The following is an 18,426-nucleotide window of genomic DNA, read 5'->3' on the forward strand; positions in this document are numbered from 1 at the left end:
AACGCCATAAAACTGACATAAGATGCTCGGTCATCTCAGCGCGCAAGGGCGAATGAGTTATATAAATCATCTATAGGATCTAGTGTAGGGCATGGGGCAAAGCAGAGTAGTACCACTTTCAGGCAGAGATCGCCGCCGGGCTATGATTGACCGCGCGGTAGGCAGGATGGTGAGCGGTAGCGGCCTACTGGTGCTACTGACCCTGATGCTGATTTTTGTTTACCTGCTGTATGCGGTGCTGCCGTTATTCAAACCGGCGGCGATTAGCCTGCACGCTCAATTTCCCGTGAACCACAGTGTTTCCACCTTGAGTATGGGAATGGATTCCCGTGGAGAAAAGCTGTGGCGCATCGATGCTCAGGGCAACGGCGCTTTTATTCGTCTCCGGCCGGAAGGTGGGCAGGCTGCCGGGACGTTACTGGCAACGCAGGTACTTTCCGCTCCTCCCACTTCATTGGGGCAGGCTTCGGAATTGCAGGCGTTGGGATTGAGTAACGGTAGCCTGATATTGGTTCGGCCGGATTTTAGCGGCGGCGCTCACTGGCATTTCCCTTTGGGAGATCAGCCGCAACCTCTGGATGAAAAAGGACGTCCGTTGCGACATATCGCCGTAGCGGAGCCGCAAGCACAGCAATTTAAGCTGGCAGCCAGCACTGACGACGGGCGGGTTTTGCTCGGGAATTTCACTGAAACCGAACGAAAAATTATGCCACTGCCGGAATCCCCGACGCGGATAGATCAACTGTTGTTAAGTCCCGATGGTCACAGGCTGTACTTACTGTCAGCGACGCAGGTTTATATTTACCAGTTGGATGATGGTCCCAAACTTCGGGGAATTGTCGAACTGGATCAGCAGGGGCCGCTGCACTTAACGCTGTTAGCTGGCGGGAAATCGTTGTTGGTACAATCGCCGCAGGGGCGTTTGTCTCAGTGGTTTGACGTGCCACATACCCGAGAACCTCAGGATAAACCGCCACATCTGACTCGTATTCGCGAGTTCTCTTCGGCAATGGGGCTGCTGGGCGTGGAAGATCACCGCCGAGTTTTTGCCACGGTGACTCCAGCGGGAGAGCTAACGCTATTTTCCAGCATTCAATCCTCTCCTTTATTGCAGGAAAATGTGGCCGAAGGCATCAGTCATGCCGCATTTTCCCCGTGGGGCAACGCACTATTGCTGGAAAACGGCGCTAACTGGTCTTATTACCGCGTTGATAATGCCTATCCGGATATCACCTGGCGCAGCCTATGGCAGAAAGTGTGGTACGAAAACTACCCGGAACCTGCCTATGTTTGGCAATCCACGTCGGCGGAAGATAATTACCAGCCTAAATTCAGCCTGATCCCGATTATCTTTGGCACGCTAAAAGCAGCGGGCTACGCCATGTTATTCGCCGTGCCTTTGGCATTGGCCGGTGCGATTTATACTGCATATTTTATGTCGGCTGGACTGCGGCGAGTGATTAAACCGGCAATTGAAGTTATGGGGGCATTGCCTACGGTAGTGATTGGTTTAATTGCCGGTATCTGGCTAGCACCGGTGATTGAGCAATATCTGGCGGGAATTCTCCTGTTACCGTTCTTACTGGCGCTGGCTATTCTGCTGTGTGGTTGGGGCAGCGCAAAACTATCAGAGCGAATTAAATGGTGCCTACCTGCCGGTTGGGACGTTGTGGTGTTGCTGCCGGTCATTTTAGTCACTGGCTGGCTGACTTTGATGCTGGGACCGCATTTGGCGCAGTGGACGCTTGGCTTACCGCTCAATGAATGGCTGGGAGATAATTACGATCAGCGTAATGCGCTGGTGGTTGGCATCGCGATGGGCTTTGCCTTAATTCCCATTATTTTTTCTCTGGCAGAAGACGCGCTGTTTAGCGTACCGCCATCGCTGACGCAGGGGTCACTGGCCTTGGGTGCGACGCCGTGGCAAACCGTGGTAAGCGTGGTTCTGCCTTCGGCCTTTGCCGGTATTTTTTCAGCGTTAATGATTGGTTTTGGCCGAGCAGTGGGGGAAACCATGATAGTGCTAATGGCCACCGGCAATACGCCAATTATTGACGGTAGCGTTTTCCAAGGGCTGCGCGCGCTGGCGGCGAATATCGCCATAGAAATGCCAGAGGCGGTAGTAGGCAGCGGTCATTATCGGGTGCTGTTCCTTACCGCTCTGGTACTGTTTATGTTCACTTTTGCGGTTAACACCTTGGCAGAAGCGATACGGCTTCGGCTGCGTGAACGCTATCAAACGGAGCGGGATGCGTGATGAAAAGCTGGTTTAAATCAGGCTCGCCCTGGATCTGGCTGACTGCCGGTTCGGTCAGCATCAGCTTGTTAGCCTTGCTGGGTATCATCTTGTTGTTGGCAGGGCAGGGAATGCGTTATTTCTGGCCCGCGCCGGTATATCAGTTCGAGCTGAAACAAAGCGGTGCCGGGCCGGTGAGCCTGATCGGAGAAATCTATCAGCAGCAGCAGATCACGCGGGAACAGCTGGCAACGGCGGGGATCCCTTTAGCGGACGGACGTAATTCTGTGACTCGTTATCTGATTAAAACCGGTAATCGGGAGATTCAGGGGCACGATTTTCAGACTTTGCTGGACAGCGATATTGTACAGCGGCGCCAGCCGAGAGATTTGCTGGTGCTTAGCCGTTTGAATCACGGTACAGCCTATGGCTTTATGGCCGGGATGTTGGATAACGGACAGCCGCTGGTGGGGGATAATATTCCGCTGGAGCTGCAAAAACGGATTCCGCAGGTGCAGGCGTTGGTCAGGCAAGGGGATGATATTCAGTTCCGTCAGATGAACATACTGAACCAACAGGTTGATAATTTGCGTTTGCAGGAGAAACGTCTGCAAACCGCCGGTAAACTGGATGGACGGGCGCAGGATCGCCTGCGCGCTGAGCGCGGAGAGTTACAGCGTCATTACGATGGATTGGCGACAACGTTGCAGGGCCTGCGCGCTGAACAAAATCGCTACACGCTGTTGCTTAAAGATATGCAGGGGCAGGTACACCCGATTCCCCTAAGCCAAATCAGTAAAGCCTGGTATCCCAACAATATGACTTTCTGGCAGAAAATGAGGCATATGGTGGGGCAGGGACATAAATTTCTGACCGACAGTTCGCGCAATGCCAATAGCGAAGGCGGCGTATTTCCAGCGATTTTTGGCACGGTACTGATGGTTATATTGATGTCAATTATGGTGATGCCGTTGGGGGTTATCGCCGCGGTTTATCTCCATGAATACGCCAAACGCAATTGGTTAACACGAATAATCCGCATTGCGGTTGTGAATCTGGCGGGGGTACCCTCTATTGTTTACGGTGTATTCGGGCTGGGCTTCTTCGTCTATTTTATCGGCGGTTCGCTGGATAAGTTATTCTATCCGGAGGCATTGCCTAGCCCGACCTTTGGCACGCCTGGCGTACTGTGGGCGGCATTAACCTTGGCGTTACTGACTCTGCCAGTAGTGATTGTTTCTACCGAAGAAGGGTTATCGCGCATACCTGCCAGCCTGCGTCAGGGTTCACTGGCGCTGGGAGCCAGCAAAGCCGAAACGCTGTGGCATATTGTGTTGCCGATGGCGGCTCCAGCGATGATCACCGGCCTGATTTTGGCCGTGGCTCGTGCGGCGGGAGAAACCGCGCCGCTGATGTTGGTTGGCGTGGTGAAATCCGTACCGGTATTGCCGGTAGACGGTGTATTTCCTTTTCTGCATCTGGAACGAAAATTCATGCATTTGAGTTTCCAGATATACGATATGGCATTCCAAAGTCCGAACGTTGAGGCCGCGCGACCGCTGGTATTTGCGACGGCGTTACTGCTGGTTGTTATTGTGGTTGGGCTGAATTTAGCCGCTATGGGAATGCGCCATCATTTACGTGAAAAATACCGTGGCCTGATGCTGTAATGACATTATTTAACTCGCAGGAAACCTTATGGGACTGATGACACCGGACGCTTTGCCCGTACTGGATGTACGGCACCTGAGCGATGAAAATACCGCGCTGGCGGTAGAGCATCTCAATCTGTTTTATGGTGAAAAACAGGTTTTGCACGATGTTTCTCTGCGTATTCCTAGAAATCGGGTCACGGCGCTTATTGGGCCTTCCGGTTGCGGTAAATCGACGTTATTGCGTTGCTTTAACCGTATGAATGACCTGTTGGAACATTGTCGTATGGACGGTGAAATCAGAATTGGCGCTGAAAATATCATCGGAAAAACGGTCGATGTTGCGGCGCTGCGCCGTCGTGTGGGAATGGTGTTCCAACGACCAAATCCTTTCCCTAAATCCATTTATGAGAACGTGGTTTACGGCCTGCGTTTGCAAGGTATTCGAGACAGACGTGTTTTGGATGAAGCTCTGGAGCGTGCTTTACGCGCCGCGGCGTTATGGCATGAGGTGAAAGATCGATTGCGGGAGAATGCTTTCCGTCTTTCCAGCGGTCAGCAACAGCGTTTGGTCATTGCACGAGCGATTGCCATCGAACCGGAAATTTTACTGTTGGATGAGCCAACTTCGGCGTTGGACCCTATTTCGACCTTGACTATAGAAGAGTTGATTACTTCGTTAAAACAGCACTATACCGTGGTTTTGGTTACTCATAACATGCAGCAGGCGGCTCGTGTTTCGGATTACACTGCGTTTATCCATCAGGGTTGTCTAGTGGAATACAAAGACACTGATGGATTATTTACCTCACCGGCTATGCGTCGGACGGAAGATTATATTACCGGACGTTATGGTTAAGATTCGATTGGTTGGGATTATCTGCACAAAATACACCGGAGCCAATGGCTCCGGTATAGCGATTAAGAAGCTTTGATCGCCGGCGTTTTATATTTTGCCAAATATTGAGGTTGGAAAATACACATACGGATAACCGTGCGGTATTCGCCGTTGATAAAGAACTCGTCGATTAGCTCGCCTTCGCTTTTAAAGCCAAGCTTGCTGTAGATGTGAATGGCTTTTTCATTTTCTTTATCAACAATCAAATACAGTTTATACAGGTTCAATACGGAGAAACCGTACTCCATTGCCAGTTTGGCGGCGGTGCCTGCATAACCCTGACCCTGATGGGAGGGATCAATGATGATCTGAAATTCTGCCCGACGGTGAATATGGTTGATTTCCACCAATTCCACCAGACCGACTTTTGTCCCCTGATTTTCGATAATAAACCGGCGTTCGCTCTGGTCATGGATATGTTTATCGTACAGGTCAGACAGTTCAACAAAAGCCTCGTAAGGCTCCTCAAACCAATAGCGCATAACGCTGGCATTATTATCTAACTGATGAACGAACGGCAGGTCATCCCTTTCCATCGGGCGTAGCCTGACGCTGGTAGTGCTAGACATGCGGATTCCTCGAAATAATAAATAGAACAGCGGACGCTGCGAGGGAATTATAACCATATAGGGCGTGGGAGAGGAGATATTCCTTTAGATGTTGTGGGGCAGTTTATATTCAACTAGTAAATACCTAGTTTCCATGGTCTAAACTGACTAATTGCCTTGAATCAAGAAATACACTGCTTTCCCGCTATCAGCCAGTGAACCTGCTAAGCTTCCAATGAAGCTCATCCATCGTTAACTGAAATTGATTAGATAAATACAGCCAGTATTCGCTGATAAATCTTTAAGGAGACTGAGGTGATTAAAGCTTTCTCTAAAGAAATAGCCAAAGCGCTGGTTGATCCTTTGGTTGGTATCGGTATTGCGGAGTTGGCGAAAGGGAAGGCGCTGAATAGTTTCGGTACGCGTATCGCCGCGGGTAAAAAGGTGGGATGCCATGCCCATTTTCACGGCGAGGAGTGGTATATCATTCTGGCTGGAAGGGGGCGAATGTACCTGGGGGATGTGGAAAACCAGAAACTAGTAAACTTTAGAAATCATAATGTTAAGCAAGGGGATATCTTTTGTATACCGCCGGGAACAGCCCATCAGTTACAGGCTGAATCGCAACTGGATTTAATCTTTTTGTGCCCAAATAGCCATCTGGAGACGGATAGAATACTGTTCCCCGATATGTGCTAACCCTTGATTGCTGGCGGACAGAAAACAACGCTGGAACGTTGGGATTAAAAAAGGGCCATATCACATGGCCCTTTTAGCATAAAACCGGCGGTAGCTTTACTCGTCGGCTGCGTAACCCTGTAAGGGCAGCTTTTTACCATCCAACCAGGCTGCGTTCTCACGCATTTCCAATCGTCCTTCGGTAAACCAACTGACCACCAACGGATAGATATTGTGCTCCTGCGCCTGCACTCGCTCAATCACATCATCTTCACTATCTTCAGAAAAAATAGGCACTTTTGCCTGTAAGATAACCGGCCCGCCGTCCAGCTCCTCGGTCACGAAATGCACCGAAGTGCCGTGTTCCGTATCCCCGTTTTCGATGGCCTGACGGTGAGTGTGCAAACCCGGATACTTAGGCAGCAGCGATGGATGGATATTCAGCATTCGACCGGCGTAATGCTGTACGAATTCCGGGCTAAGAATGCGCATATAGCCAGCCAGCACTAGCAAATCCGGCTGATAGGCATCAATAGCCTGAGCCAGCGCTAAATCAAAGCTGACACGGTCAGGAAAGGTCTTGGCATCCAGCGCATGAGCAGGAATCGCGGCCTGCGCCGCGCGTTCCAGACCGTAAGCCTGCTGATTATTACTGAAAACCGCACAAATAGTGCCCGCCAGTCGCCCTTGTTGCTGGGCGTCCATCAGCGCTTGCAGATTGCTGCCTTGACCGGAAACCAAAACCACGATTTTTTTCATAGAAGCTACCGCTGTCCGTCTTTTTGTTGATCCGTTACGGATTGATAACAACCTGCTCTGCTGCTTCTGGCAGCGCCGCAATCGCACCGATTTTCCATGCTTTTTCGCCGGAAGCGGTCAGCAGTTCAACCGCCTTATCTGCCAGTTCGGCAGGTAAGGCGACAACCATACCTACGCCACAGTTAAAGGTGCGGTACATTTCGTGGCGGCTCACGTTGCCGGCCTGCTGCAACCAGCTGAATACCGCTGGCCATTCCCAGCTGGATTCATCGATTACCGCCTGTGTGCCTTCTGGCAGAACGCGTGGGATGTTTTCCCAGAAGCCGCCGCCGGTCAGATGGGCAATGGCGTGAATCTCCAGTTGCTCGATCAAACTAAGGATAGATTTTACATAGATTTTTGTCGGTTCCAGCAAATGATCCGCCAGAGATTTACCTGCCAACTGCGTTTGCTCAGGGTCGGTTTTGCTGACTTCCAGAATTTTACGAACCAGAGAGTAGCCGTTGGAATGCGGGCCGCTAGCGCCTAACGCAACCAGTGCGTCGCCGGGAGCCACTTTGCTGCCGTCGATGATTTCGGATTTTTCGACCACGCCAACGCAGAAACCGGCAACGTCGTAATCTTCGCCGTGATACATGCCCGGCATTTCAGCGGTTTCGCCGCCTACCAGCGCGCAGCCAGACTGTTTACAGCCTTCGGCAATGCCGGTGATCACGCTGGCTGCGGTATCCACATCCAGTTTTCCAGTAGCGAAATAATCGAGGAAGAACAGTGGCTCTGCGCCCTGAACGACCAGATCGTTAACGCACATCGCGACTAAATCTATACCAATGGTATCGTGACGTTTCAGATCCATCGCTAGACGCAGCTTGGTGCCAACGCCGTCGGTGCCTGAAACAAGAATAGGTTCACGGTATTTTTGCGGTAATGCACACAGGGCACCAAATCCACCCAATCCACCCATAACTTCCGGACGACGAGTCTGTTTTACTACGCCTTTAATGCGATCAACAAGGTCGTTGCCGGCATCGATATCTACACCTGCGTCTTTATAGCTGAGAGAGGTTTTGTCGGTCACTGCGAGGTCCCCACGGAGGTTGGCTGTTTGAGCTTTGGAAGAAATCTCGGCAATTCTAACAGCGTAGGCAAACGTTTGCGAGTGGCTTGTGATGGAGTCGTTGTTTTCCATGTTCTAGAATTAAGATCCAGTTTCTATTGATCTGAATCAGGCTATTGGTTGTGGCGTTCAAAAAAAAAGGCGGTATAATCTCGCGATTTTTTTGGCCGTCAACCGCCTTAATAGGAGAAAAATAATGAAGATCGTTGAGGTGAAACACCCGCTGGTGAAACATAAGCTTGGCCTGATGCGTGAAAATGACATCAGCACCAAACGCTTCCGTGAGCTGGCTTCTGAAGTGGGTAGTTTGCTGACCTATGTGGCAACCGCCGATCTGGAAACCGAAAAGGTCACTATTGATGGTTGGAATGGCCCGGTTGAAATTGAGCAGATTAAAGGGAAAAAAATTACCGTTGTGCCTATTCTGCGTGCCGGTCTGGGCATGATGGAAGGCGTGCTGGAAAATGTTCCTAGCGCGCGTATCAGCGTTGTCGGCGTGTACCGCGATGAAGAAACCCTGAAGCCGGTTCCTTATTTCCAAAAATTGGTTTCCAACATTGACGAGCGCATGGCGCTGGTAGTTGACCCAATGCTGGCGACCGGTGGTTCTATGATTGCAACCATCGATCTGCTGAAAAAAGCGGGCTGTCAGAGTATTAAAGTATTGGTTCTGGTTGCAGCGCCTGAAGGTATTGCTGCACTGGAAGCCGCTCATCCGGACGTTGAGCTGTACACCGCTTCCATCGATCAGGGATTGAATGAACACGGTTATATCATCCCTGGTTTGGGTGATGCCGGTGATAAGATTTTTGGTACTAAATAGTTTTACCAGCCGACTGAGAAGTCGGCTTTTTTTTGCTCCACAGCCTAAGAATATCAATAACCCAGTCAGAGGATAGAGAAGATGAGCCGTCGCACCATAGGGGTCAGTGAACGTCCGCCGTTATTGCAAACGATTCCCTTGAGTTTTCAACACCTGTTCGCCATGTTTGGTGCCACCGTTTTAGTTCCTATTCTTTTTAAGATTAACCCGGCTACGGTATTGCTGTTTAACGGCGTCGGTACGCTGCTGTATTTATTTATCTGTAAAGGAAAAATCCCGGCCTATCTCGGTTCTAGCTTTGCGTTTATTTCACCGGTATTGCTGTTATTGCCATTGGGCTACGAAGTGGCGCTGGGCGGATTTATTATGTGCGGCGTTTTATTTTGCTTGGTCGCGATGATTGTGAAAAAAGCGGGGACTGGCTGGCTGAACGTCTTATTCCCACCGGCGGCGATGGGGGCCATTGTGGCGGTTATCGGGCTGGAACTGGCTGGGGTTGCGGCCGGTATGGCCGGATTGCTGCCAGCGGCAGGCGCGTCGGCGGATTCTACGACCATTATTATTTCGATGGTAACGCTGGGTGTGACTATTCTCGGTTCAGTTCTGTTCCGCGGCTTTTTTGCCATTATCCCGATTTTGATTGGCGTGCTGGTAGGATACGCGCTGTCATTCGGCATGGGCGTGGTGGATTTAACACCCATTCGGGAAGCCCACTGGTTTGCCTTGCCGACTTTCTATACGCCGCGTTTTGAGTGGTTTGCCATTTTAACGATCCTGCCGGCGGCATTGGTGGTTATCGCCGAACATATCGGCCATTTGGTCGTGACGGCGAATATTGTTAAAAAAGATTTGATCCGCGATCCTGGTCTGCATCGTTCGATGTTTGCCAACGGTATCTCCACGGTGATCTCCGGTTTCTTCGGCTCTACGCCAAACACCACATATGGTGAGAATATCGGCGTGATGGCCATTACCAAGGTTTACAGCACCTGGGTGATTGGCGGCGCAGCAATTCTGGCCATTATGCTTTCTTGCGTGGGCAAGCTGGCTGCGGCCATTCAGGCGGTGCCTGTTCCGGTGATGGGCGGCGTTTCTCTGCTGCTGTACGGCGTGATTGCTGCTTCGGGTATTCGTGTATTGATTGAATCTAAAGTTGACTACAACAAAGCGCAAAACCTGATCCTGACCTCGGTGATCCTGATCATTGGCGTCAGCGGCGCGAAGATCAACATTGGCGCGACCGAGTTGAAAGGTATGGCGTTAGCGACGGTAGTGGGGATTGGCCTGAGTCTGTTGTTTAAAGTCTTCAGCCTGATCCAGAAAGATGAAGAAGTGATTGAATCTGCCGAAGATCAAGCGGCGAAATAGTAGCTAAATGCCGGTGCCACCGAGGGATTATTCGGCGGTATCGGCCAGTGATATCAGGGAAAGGAGAAATTGATCCCTTTGGCGCTTTTTTCAGGATCAAAATGGTTTTTATGAAGCTTTTGATTTTTGTGGTAAGCTCTCTCGGTTTTCCTGCCCGTTTTGGTTGAGGTGCTTCTGAATACGCCGGCACAGCTTTCACTGCCACTTTATCTTCCCGATGATGAAACTTTTGCGAGTTTTTATCCGGGGGAGAACCCATCCCTATTAGCTGCGATTCAGGCTGCTGTTCATCAGTCTCACGGTAGTTATATCTACTTTTGGTCGCGAGAGGGCGGCGGACGTAGTCATTTACTCCATGCAGCCTGCGCCGAACTATCGCAGCAAGGGGAAGCCGTCGGCTATGTGCCGCTGGATAAGCGCGCCTATTTTGTCCCTGAAGTGCTGGATGGCATGGAACAGTTAGCGCTGGTTTGCATCGATAATATCGAATGTATTGCTGGTGACGATGAGTGGGAGATGGCGATGTTTAATCTGTATAACCGTATCGTTGAAACCGGTCGCACTCGTTTGTTGATCACTGGCGATCGGCCTCCGCGCCAGCTTAATTTGCGTTTACCGGATCTGGCTTCTCGTCTGGATTGGGGGCAAATCTATAAGCTTCAGCCGCTATCTGACGATGAAAAACTCCAGGCGCTGCAACTGCGAGCAAAATTACGTGGATTTGAACTGCCGGAAGACGTGGGCCGCTTTCTGTTGAAACGACTGGATAGGGAAATGCGCACTTTGTTTATGACGCTGGATCAGTTGGATCGAGCCTCTATCACTGCTCAACGTAAGCTGACGATTCCTTTTGTAAAAGATATTCTCGGGCTGTAGCTACCGAACGAAGAATGGACCCGAAAAGTGTCCATTCTTACACGGAATATCGTTACCTATCCCAATGGATTATAAAATCTCAAGCACCTGCTCCGGTGGGCGGCCCAGTCGCGCCTTGCCCTGATGAATAACGATCGGGCGTTCGATGAGTTTTGGGTTATCCGCCAAGGCTTGCAACAGTTGCGTTTGAGACAGGCCGCTATCGGCCAGATTCAACGTTTTATATAACTCATCTTTGGTACGCATTAGCTGACGGGCGTCGCTGAAACCCAGCTGTTGCAGCAGTTCTGACAACGTTGTTACGCTCGGCGGCGTATCCAGATACAGCACCACCTGCGGCGTAATGCCTTGTTGTTCCAGCAAAGTCAGTGTCTCACGGCTCTTGGAGCAGCGCGGGTTATGGTAAATCGTGACGTTGTTCATCATTACATTCCTTGAATAAATCATCCTAAACGCATCAGGATTTCTGGTATTTACGAAAACGTTCGTTTAATTGGCGTAATTGGTCGATGCGAGCATCGTAACGCGCCTGCTTCAGACTGCCCAATTTTACCCGTGCGCTGGCATCGCTAAGTAAGCCAATCGCCTGTGGTAATTTGCCACTCAGCGCCAGACTTTCTGCCCGGGCAGAGAGTTCCTCATCTCGTAAACCTTGTGCAGCAGAGGCCTGAGCCAGTAAATCCCAGCCATTGGGATCGTTCGGATGGGCAAAAGTGTAGCGATACAGGATTCGGCTAGCTGCCGCTGGCTGCCCGCCCTGTACGTAGGCATTGGCGAGGTTAAGCTGTAAGACTGGCTCGTTATTTTGGCCAGCAATGGCTTTCTCTAATCGGGCAATCGCCTGCGCGTTTTTATTCTGCCCCAAATCAATGTCGGTCATTAAATCGAGAAACCAGATATTGTTCGGCTGTTGGGTCAGCAATGGCTGTAGCACATTACGGGCGCTATCATATTTCTTAGCCTGATAGAACAAGATTGCCTGACCGTATTTGGCCGCGAGCTGTTCCCGCGTGGTGCCTTTACTTAGCGTATCCAGCAAATCAGAGCTAAGGCTGTACTCGGTGGAACCATACATCCCCAGAATACGGACTTTGGCAAACAGATAATCCTGTGATGAGGCCACTGGGTGAGGCTTCATTTGGCTGGCACGGTTACGGGCGTCGGAGAGTCGGCTATCCGGCAAGGGGTGAGTCAGCAGCATTTCCGGCGGTTTGGAAGCATAGCGGGATTGATCGGCCAGTTTCTGCATAAAGTTCGGCATGGCCTGCGGATCGAAGCCGGAGCGCTGTAACACCACGATACCGATGCGGTCAGCTTCCTGTTCGTTACCCTGAGTAAAGCTGATGATACCTTGCTGGGTACCCGCCAGCGTGCCGCTCAGCCCTGCCATACCGGCCTGCGGGCTTGCCATGGTCAAAAGTATCGAACCCAATACGCCCACCCAGGTCAGTGGAGCCATTCGCTGCTGTTCTTCCATCGCGCGCGCCAAATGGCGTTGAGTCACATGGGAAATTTCATGGGCCAACACCGATGCGAGTTCGCTTTCATTCTCGGTATAGCGAAATAGCGCAGAGTGGAGCACCACGTTGCCGCCAAAGAAGGCAAAGGCGTTGAGTTGATCATTATTGACTATAAAGAAGTGAAAAGGAGTGCGCACCGAGTTGGCGTTCGCCACCAGTCGGTTTCCCAACTGATTGATATATTGAGTCAGTAGTGGATCGGAGATCAGCGGCGTGCTGGCACGCATCTGGCGGACGTAAAAATCGCCCATCGCCAATTCCTGATTAATACTGAGAGTGCCCCCGGCGGTAGTGCCGATATCAGGTAACAGATCCTGCGGCGTTTCGGCAGAAACGGGGGCGACCCCAGAATAGAGCAGGGTAGTGAGCAATGTGGCGATCACTGTTTTACTTAACAGACGTGTCATAAACGAGACTGCCCCTACTGAGGTAATGACGATTTTGACGCCTGTGATGCGTAAGAGTTCTTCTTCCCTGCTCTGCTCTCCAGTACAATCATCACGAACGCGTGTTGGATCACAAATAAGCGATCAGAAACCTCAAAAGCTCTGTCCTTGGCTTTGTTTCGAGATTGTCTGTTATCTTAGCTAGCCCGCCAGCACAATGGAACTTTTGCCTAGCAATATTCTTAGTTTTACTCATTAATGCTCTCCCCTGTGCTTAAAGGGCCGCAAAGGAAACCTGTATTTCGCAGGTTCATCATGGTTTTCAAGGAGCAATCTCTGATGTTAGAGATGTTATTACAGTGGTATCGCCGACGTTTTACTGACCCGCAAGTCATCGCATTGCTGGTTATTTTACTGGCCGGATTCTGCATTCTTTATTTTTTCAGCGGTATTTTAGCACCGCTGCTGGTGGCTATTGTGTTGGCGTATTTGCTGGAGTGGCCAACGGCTCGTTTGCAACGTATCGGCTGTTCGCGACTGTGGGCGGCCAGTATAGTGCTGATCCTGTTTGGCGGTATCGCCATGCTGTTGGTATTAGTGGTCGCGCCGACCGCGTGGCAGCAAGGGATTAATCTGATTTCGGATATGCCGAAAATGTTGAATCAATTCAACGCGTACGCTCAGACCCTGCCGACACGTTACCCGGCGCTGGTGGATGCTGGCATCGTGGATATGATGGCGGAAAATATGCGCGGTAAGCTTTCCGGCATGGGAGACTCGGTCGTTAAATTCTCGCTGGCTTCGATAGTTGGCCTGCTGACATTGGCTATCTATCTGATTTTAGTGCCGCTGATGCTGTTTTTCCTGCTTAAAGACAAAGAACAGATGCTCAATGCGGTGCGGCGAGTATTGCCACGTAACCGTGGCTTGGCGGGGCAGGTATGGAAAGAAATGAATCAACAGATCACCAATTATATTCGCGGCAAAGTGATGGAAATGGTGATTGTTGGTATTGCTACCTATCTGGTGTTCTTTATCCTGGATATGCGCTACGCGCTGTTGTTATCGGTTTTGGTGGGTTTCTCGGTGCTGATTCCCTATATCGGCGCGGTGATTGTTACTATTCCGGTGGTGCTGGTGGCGTTGTTCCAATGGGGTATCGGTGCCGATTTCTGGACGCTCATCGTGGCCTATCTGGTGGTTCAGGGGTTGGATGGCAACCTGCTGGTGCCAATTCTGTTCTCGGAAGCGGTAAACCTGCATCCGCTGGTCATTATTCTGTCCGTGATTATTTTCGGCGGAATGTGGGGGTTTTGGGGCGTATTCTTCGCGATTCCTTTGGCGACGCTGGTGAAAGCGGTGATTCATGCCTGGCCAGAAGAGTTTATTCCTGACGCTGATTAGTGTCTGTGAATACCCAATATTATCCATAAAAAAGAGCGCCTCGGCGCTCTTTTACGTTATCTGAATCTTATCTGTTGGCAGACAAATCAGGCATTTTGCTGTAGATAAGCCATCACGATATCGTGGTGATTGGTGGTTTTGAAGTTATCGAACACGTGTTCGACCTTACCTTCTCTGTCAATCAGGAAACTGATGCGATGGATGCCGTCATAGGTTTTCCCCATGAAACTCTTTTCGCCCCACACGCCAAACTGTTCAGCAACCTGATGATCTTCATCAGAAAGCAAAGTGAAGTTCAGCAACTCTTTTTCTGCAAAGCGAGAAAGTTTCTCGGGTTTATCGGTACTGATACCTAGCACTTCTACACCGGCATTTTTCAATGTATCCATGTTGTCACGCAGACCGCAGGCCTGAACGGTACAACCCGGCGTCATCGCTTTCGGGTAGAAATAAACCAATACGCGTTGTCCAAGGAAGTCGGCCAAACTAATTTGCTCACCGTCTTGATCGGGCAAACTGAATTTTGGCGCAATATCACCGGCTTTCAATGGGCTCATTACTAACTCTCCATTCGGTCGTCATGCTGTGGGTAGTTCACAACGCTAATACTGCCCTGCGCATTGAGTTCTGTACATAGCTGATGAAAAGCTTGTTCAATAATAGAACTGTTTTGGCTGGCAGGGCTGTGGGCGCTGATCTGAATATGTAGCAAAGGCGAATGATTGCCCTCTGCCGGCTGGGTTTTTGAGACCAGTTCCGCAATGTTCATATTGTGACAATGGAACAGGTTAGTGAATCGCTCAATAATATGCGGGGAGTCTTTAACTTCAACTTTTACCCAAACGGTAGCAGGCATAGCTTGCTGATCCTGCGCGTTAGTGCGTTTCATCACAATCAGTAAATCCAGCTCTGCCCCTTTCTGCGGCAAAGTGGACTCAATCAGAGTGATGGCGTTCCAACTACCGGAGAGCAACATGATGAATGTGAACTCTTCACCGAACATCGCCAAGCGGCTATCTTCAATATTACAACCGCAACTACTCACATGGCGGGTGATAGTGTTTACGATACCTGGGCGGTCAGCACCCAGTGCGGTAATGACCAGATAATGTTCATCAAGCTGCGGCAAAGTCGCTCTTCCTGTCTCGCTCTATGGGGTTACCATGGTAAACATAAAAAAAACCTGCTGCCAAGCGCTTACAACACAGTTGTTTACTTGCTTTTGGATAGAGGTCAAAAGTACCATGAGGAACTTGTTTGTGGAGGAGATGGCCGATGTTTACGGGAAGTATAGTTGCGCTGGTAACGCCGATGGACGACAAAGGTGCTGTCGATCGTGCGAGCCTTAAAAAACTGATTGATTATCATGTGGCCAGTGGAACTGCCGCTATTGTCTCCGTCGGCACGACGGGTGAGTCTGCAACGTTGAATCACGACGAGCATGCGGATGTGGTGATGATGACGTTGGATCTGGCCGATGGCCGTATTCCGGTCATTGCAGGAACCGGCGCAAATGCTACCTCGGAAGCCATTTCTCTTACTAAACGCTTTAACAATACGGGTGTCGTTGGTTGTTTGACCGTTACGCCGTATTATAATCGTCCAATGCAGGAAGGTTTGTTCCAGCATTTTAAAGCTATTGCTGAAAGTACCGATTTGCCGCAGATTCTCTATAATGTGCCTTCGCGTACCGGTTGCGATATGTTGCCGGAAACCGTTGCACGTTTAGCTAAAATTAAGAATATTGTTGCGATAAAAGAAGCCACGGGGAACTTATCGCGGGTAAGTCAGATCCAAGTGCTGGTTGATGATGAAGATTTCATCCTGCTGGGCGGCGACGATGCCAGCGGGCTAGACTTTATGCAACTGGGTGGTAAAGGCGTTATCTCGGTGACTGCGAACGTAGCAGCCCGTGAAATGGCACAGCTTTGTGCCCTAGCGGCCGCAGGCGATTTCGCTGAAGCACGCCGTTTAAATCAACGCTTGATGCCGTTGCATCAGCATTTATTTGTAGAAGCAAATCCAATTCCGGTGAAATGGGCCTGTAAGGCGCTGGGGTTGATGGCAAATGACACTCTGCGTCTGCCGATGACGCCGCTGACTGACCCTGCCAAGCTGGTAGTGGAAAAAGCGTTGAAAAGCGCCGGTTTGCTGTAACTCTTAGGGAAATTTGATGGCAATATCATTGCAAAAGTCGATGGTGGCAAAGGTTGTGGGTGTTTCGTTGGTCATGCTGCTGGCAGCTTGTTCAACGGATCAACGCTATAAACGTCAGGTCAGCGGAGATGAAGCCTATCTCGATGCGCCGGCGCTCAAGCCGCTTAACGCACCTGCTGGTATGATTCTTCCGTTGCAAAACGGTGATTTTGATATTCGTGAAGTTCGTTCCACGGGCAACGTCGGCAAGGCTCTGGACATTCGTCCTCCGGTGCAGCCGTTGGCGCTGTTGAGCGGTTCGCGCACGGAATATACTAGCGATACCAGCAAGCTATTGTTAGAAAGTAGCCCGCAAAACCGTAACCTGTGGAGCCAGGTCACCCGCGTGATTCAGGATAAGAATCTGCCGGTTGCCAGCCGTCAGGATGCGAATCAAACGCTGACTACCGATTGGATCAAGTGGAGCCGCGGTGATGAAGACGTGCAGTTCGAAGGCCGCTACCAGGTTAGCGTCGTAGAACAGGGTTATCAGTTGGCGCTGGTGGTGAAATCACTGGAGCTGCAGCAGGCGGGTAAACCCGTCACCGAATATAGCGCTATTCAGCGTTACAATGGTGCAATGCTGAACACCATTATTGAAGGTCTGGATAAAGTCCGTACCGACACTGAAAACAATCAGGCCGCTCGCAAAGTGGGTTCTCTGGATGTTCAAAGCGGCAGTGATGATACCGGCTTGCCTAACCTGATCGTGCGCGCACCTTACACCACGTTGTGGGAACGTCTGCCAGCTGCGCTGGAAAAAATGGGCATGAAAGTGACCGATCGCAGCCGTCCGCAGGGTACCGTGGCCGTGACCTACAAATCTATGAGCAGCAGTAGCTGGGATGCGTTGGGTGCGAAAGATCCCGAGCTGAAAGAAGGCGATTATAAACTTCAGGTCGGCGATCTCGATAACCGCAGCAGCTTGCAGTTTATTGATCCTAAGGGCCATACCTTAAGCCAATCGCAGAACGATGCGTTGGTGGCGGTGTTGCAGGCCGCGTTCAGCCAGACGAGCGCAAACTAAACAAAGGGGCTTCGGCCCCTTTTGTCTTTGTGTTTATCAGACATATTGGGCGGTGCTGGAGCGATGCGGCGCGGTTCTGTAGGTAAAATTCATTTTGTTAACATTCGTTTTGTTAATGCCAGTTTTGTCAACATAGTCATTCTTTATCAAAGATTGTCACACTATTGGAGTAATAAGATGCAAAAGCTAGCTGAGTTGTATCGTGGGAAGGCTAAGACCGTCTACACTACCGAAAATCCTGACCTGTTGGTACTGGAGTTCCGTAACGATACGTCAGCACTGGATGGTCAGCGCATTGAGCAGTTCGATCGTAAAGGCATGGTCAACAATAAGTTTAACCATTTCATTATGACCAAACTGGAAGAAGCCGGTATCCCTACCCAAATGGAACGCCTGCTTTCTGATACCGAAGTGTTGGTGAAAAAGTTGGATATGATTCCCGTAGAATGCGTGATTCGTAACCGTGCCGCCGGTTCTTTGGTTAAGCGTCTGGGCATTGAAGAAGGTCTGGAACTAAACCCGCCGCTGTATGATTTGTTTTTGAAAAACGATGCCATGCATGACCCAATGGTCAATGAATCCTACTGTGCAACCTTTGGCTGGGCTAGCGAAGCGCATTTGGCTCGTATGAAAGAATTGAGCTACAAAGCGAACGACGTACTGAGCAAAATCTTTGACGACGCCGGTCTGATTCTGGTGGACTTCAAACTTGAGTTCGGTTTGTTCAACGGCGAAGTGGTGTTGGGCGACGAGTTTTCTCCGGATGGCAGCCGCCTGTGGGACAAGAAAACCCTGAATAAGATGGATAAAGACCGCTACCGTCAAAGCCTGGGTGGTTTGATTGAAGCCTACGAAGAAGTTGCGCACCGTATCGGCGTTAAATTAGACTAACCGCGCAATCGATTACGTTGTTTTGTCAATCTCGTTAATCAGGGGAG

The 18,426-nt window shown here is 50.4% G+C and carries 18 protein-coding genes; 11 read left to right on the forward strand and 7 right to left on the reverse strand.

Annotated elements, in window-relative coordinates:
* The first annotated feature begins 91 nt into the window (after positions 1 to 91).
* Genes AD970_RS03025 through pstB form a run of 3 tightly spaced genes read left to right on the forward strand, consistent with a single transcriptional unit; the run spans position 92 to position 4,747 of the window.
* On the forward strand, positions 92 to 2,257 hold the full coding sequence (locus AD970_RS03025) for an ABC transporter permease subunit (protein WP_049596870.1): 2,166 nt from the start codon (positions 92 to 94) through the stop codon (positions 2,255 to 2,257).
* Positions 2,257 to 3,906 (forward strand): phosphate ABC transporter permease PstA, encoded by a 1,650-nt coding sequence (pstA, locus tag AD970_RS03030; protein WP_049596871.1) that lies wholly within the window; start codon positions 2,257 to 2,259, stop codon positions 3,904 to 3,906. The genes AD970_RS03025 and pstA overlap by 1 nt, the downstream gene beginning before the upstream one ends.
* A 28-nt stretch (positions 3,907 to 3,934) precedes the next feature.
* Positions 3,935 to 4,747, forward strand: coding sequence for a phosphate ABC transporter ATP-binding protein PstB (pstB, locus tag AD970_RS03035; protein ID WP_049596872.1), 813 nt, complete (start codon positions 3,935 to 3,937; stop codon positions 4,745 to 4,747).
* 62 nt (positions 4,748 to 4,809) lie between these two features.
* Here the strand turns inward: pstB and speG are convergent, their stop codons facing one another.
* Positions 4,810 to 5,355, reverse strand: a complete 546-nt coding sequence (speG, locus tag AD970_RS03040; RefSeq protein ID WP_049597167.1) for a spermidine N1-acetyltransferase — start codon at positions 5,353 to 5,355, stop codon at positions 4,810 to 4,812.
* A gap of 294 nt (positions 5,356 to 5,649) precedes the next feature.
* On the opposite strand from speG, the gene AD970_RS03045 reads away from it, so the two are divergent.
* On the forward strand, positions 5,650 to 6,033 hold the full coding sequence (locus AD970_RS03045) for a cupin domain-containing protein (RefSeq protein ID WP_049596873.1): 384 nt from the start codon (positions 5,650 to 5,652) through the stop codon (positions 6,031 to 6,033).
* 96 nt (positions 6,034 to 6,129) lie between these two features.
* On the opposite strand, the gene purN is transcribed toward AD970_RS03045, so the two are convergent.
* A complete protein-coding gene (gene purN, locus AD970_RS03050) occupies positions 6,130 to 6,771 on the reverse strand; it encodes a phosphoribosylglycinamide formyltransferase (protein WP_049596874.1) in 642 nt (213 codons plus the stop codon).
* Positions 6,772 to 6,805: 34 nt separating this feature from the next.
* Positions 6,806 to 7,849 (reverse strand): phosphoribosylformylglycinamidine cyclo-ligase, encoded by a 1,044-nt coding sequence (gene purM, locus AD970_RS03055; RefSeq protein ID WP_049597168.1) that lies wholly within the window; start codon positions 7,847 to 7,849, stop codon positions 6,806 to 6,808.
* A 235-nt stretch (positions 7,850 to 8,084) separates the two neighbouring features.
* Between purM and upp the strand changes: the two genes are divergently transcribed.
* The 3 genes from upp (at position 8,085) to hda (ending at position 10,955) form a co-directional block, all read left to right on the forward strand.
* Positions 8,085 to 8,711 carry a uracil phosphoribosyltransferase gene (gene upp, locus AD970_RS03060; RefSeq protein ID WP_004722334.1) on the forward strand — a complete coding sequence of 209 codons (627 nt, stop codon included), beginning with the start codon at positions 8,085 to 8,087 and terminating at the stop codon, positions 8,709 to 8,711.
* An 81-nt stretch (positions 8,712 to 8,792) separates the two neighbouring features.
* Positions 8,793 to 10,079, forward strand: coding sequence for a uracil permease (gene uraA / locus AD970_RS03065; protein WP_049596875.1), 1,287 nt, complete (start codon positions 8,793 to 8,795; stop codon positions 10,077 to 10,079).
* A 168-nt stretch (positions 10,080 to 10,247) separates the two neighbouring features.
* Positions 10,248 to 10,955 carry a DnaA inactivator Hda gene (hda, locus tag AD970_RS03070; RefSeq protein ID WP_049597169.1) on the forward strand — a complete coding sequence of 236 codons (708 nt, stop codon included), beginning with the start codon at positions 10,248 to 10,250 and terminating at the stop codon, positions 10,953 to 10,955.
* A 69-nt stretch (positions 10,956 to 11,024) separates the two neighbouring features.
* Here the strand turns inward: hda and arsC are convergent, their stop codons facing one another.
* Both arsC and bepA read right to left on the reverse strand, forming a co-directional pair.
* Positions 11,025 to 11,378, reverse strand: a complete 354-nt coding sequence (arsC, locus tag AD970_RS03075) for an arsenate reductase (glutaredoxin) (RefSeq protein WP_049596876.1) — start codon at positions 11,376 to 11,378, stop codon at positions 11,025 to 11,027.
* 34 nt (positions 11,379 to 11,412) lie between these two features.
* Complete coding sequence (gene bepA, locus AD970_RS03080) at positions 11,413 to 12,882, reverse strand: beta-barrel assembly-enhancing protease (RefSeq protein ID WP_049596877.1); 1,470 nt, start codon at positions 12,880 to 12,882, stop codon at positions 11,413 to 11,415.
* Between the two features lie 318 nt (positions 12,883 to 13,200).
* Here bepA and AD970_RS03085 point away from each other — a divergent pair, with 318 nt between their 5' ends.
* Complete coding sequence (locus AD970_RS03085) at positions 13,201 to 14,265, forward strand: AI-2E family transporter (protein WP_049596878.1); 1,065 nt, start codon at positions 13,201 to 13,203, stop codon at positions 14,263 to 14,265.
* A gap of 86 nt (positions 14,266 to 14,351) precedes the next feature.
* On the opposite strand, the gene bcp is transcribed toward AD970_RS03085, so the two are convergent.
* Together bcp and AD970_RS03095 are read right to left on the reverse strand one after the other, a co-directional pair.
* Positions 14,352 to 14,822 (reverse strand): thioredoxin-dependent thiol peroxidase, encoded by a 471-nt coding sequence (gene bcp / locus AD970_RS03090; RefSeq protein WP_049596879.1) that lies wholly within the window; start codon positions 14,820 to 14,822, stop codon positions 14,352 to 14,354.
* Positions 14,823 to 14,824: 2 nt separating this feature from the next.
* Entirely contained in the window at positions 14,825 to 15,394 is a 570-nt protein-coding gene (locus tag AD970_RS03095) for a glycine cleavage system transcriptional repressor (RefSeq protein ID WP_049596880.1), read from the reverse strand.
* A 146-nt stretch (positions 15,395 to 15,540) separates the two neighbouring features.
* On the opposite strand from AD970_RS03095, the gene dapA reads away from it, so the two are divergent.
* The 3 genes from dapA (at position 15,541) to purC (ending at position 18,379) form a co-directional block, all read left to right on the forward strand.
* Entirely contained in the window at positions 15,541 to 16,422 is an 882-nt protein-coding gene (gene dapA / locus AD970_RS03100) for a 4-hydroxy-tetrahydrodipicolinate synthase (protein WP_049596881.1), read from the forward strand.
* Positions 16,423 to 16,438: 16 nt separating this feature from the next.
* Positions 16,439 to 17,488: an outer membrane protein assembly factor BamC gene (gene bamC, locus AD970_RS03105; RefSeq protein WP_049596882.1), complete on the forward strand. Its 1,050-nt coding sequence runs from the start codon at positions 16,439 to 16,441 to the stop codon at positions 17,486 to 17,488.
* Positions 17,489 to 17,665: 177 nt separating this feature from the next.
* Positions 17,666 to 18,379 carry a phosphoribosylaminoimidazolesuccinocarboxamide synthase gene (purC, locus tag AD970_RS03110; RefSeq protein WP_049596883.1) on the forward strand — a complete coding sequence of 238 codons (714 nt, stop codon included), beginning with the start codon at positions 17,666 to 17,668 and terminating at the stop codon, positions 18,377 to 18,379.
* Positions 18,380 to 18,426 lie beyond the last annotated feature (47 nt).

This window comes from Yersinia nurmii (genome assembly GCF_001112925.1).
Taxonomy (GTDB): Bacteria; Pseudomonadota; Gammaproteobacteria; order Enterobacterales; family Enterobacteriaceae; genus Yersinia; species Yersinia nurmii.

What these genes read in the sequence shown, in the direction of transcription:
- AD970_RS03025 (WP_049596870.1), top strand. Translation starts at nt 92, where the DNA reads ATGGGGCAAAGCAGAGTAGTACCACTTTCAGGCAGAGATCGCCGCCGG.
- pstA (WP_049596871.1), top strand. Translation starts at nt 2,257, where the DNA reads ATGAAAAGCTGGTTTAAATCAGGCTCGCCCTGGATCTGGCTGACTGCC.
- pstB (WP_049596872.1), top strand. Translation starts at nt 3,935, where the DNA reads ATGGGACTGATGACACCGGACGCTTTGCCCGTACTGGATGTACGGCAC.
- speG (WP_049597167.1), bottom strand. Translation starts at nt 5,355, where the DNA reads ATGTCTAGCACTACCAGCGTCAGGCTACGCCCGATGGAAAGGGATGAC.
- purN (WP_049596874.1), bottom strand. Translation starts at nt 6,771, where the DNA reads ATGAAAAAAATCGTGGTTTTGGTTTCCGGTCAAGGCAGCAATCTGCAA.
- upp (WP_004722334.1), top strand. Translation starts at nt 8,085, where the DNA reads ATGAAGATCGTTGAGGTGAAACACCCGCTGGTGAAACATAAGCTTGGC.
- uraA (WP_049596875.1), top strand. Translation starts at nt 8,793, where the DNA reads ATGAGCCGTCGCACCATAGGGGTCAGTGAACGTCCGCCGTTATTGCAA.
- arsC (WP_049596876.1), bottom strand. Translation starts at nt 11,378, where the DNA reads ATGAACAACGTCACGATTTACCATAACCCGCGCTGCTCCAAGAGCCGT.
- bepA (WP_049596877.1), bottom strand. Translation starts at nt 12,882, where the DNA reads ATGACACGTCTGTTAAGTAAAACAGTGATCGCCACATTGCTCACTACC.
- AD970_RS03085 (WP_049596878.1), top strand. Translation starts at nt 13,201, where the DNA reads ATGTTAGAGATGTTATTACAGTGGTATCGCCGACGTTTTACTGACCCG.
- bcp (WP_049596879.1), bottom strand. Translation starts at nt 14,822, where the DNA reads ATGAGCCCATTGAAAGCCGGTGATATTGCGCCAAAATTCAGTTTGCCC.
- dapA (WP_049596881.1), top strand. Translation starts at nt 15,541, where the DNA reads ATGTTTACGGGAAGTATAGTTGCGCTGGTAACGCCGATGGACGACAAA.
- bamC (WP_049596882.1), top strand. Translation starts at nt 16,439, where the DNA reads ATGGCAATATCATTGCAAAAGTCGATGGTGGCAAAGGTTGTGGGTGTT.
- purC (WP_049596883.1), top strand. Translation starts at nt 17,666, where the DNA reads ATGCAAAAGCTAGCTGAGTTGTATCGTGGGAAGGCTAAGACCGTCTAC.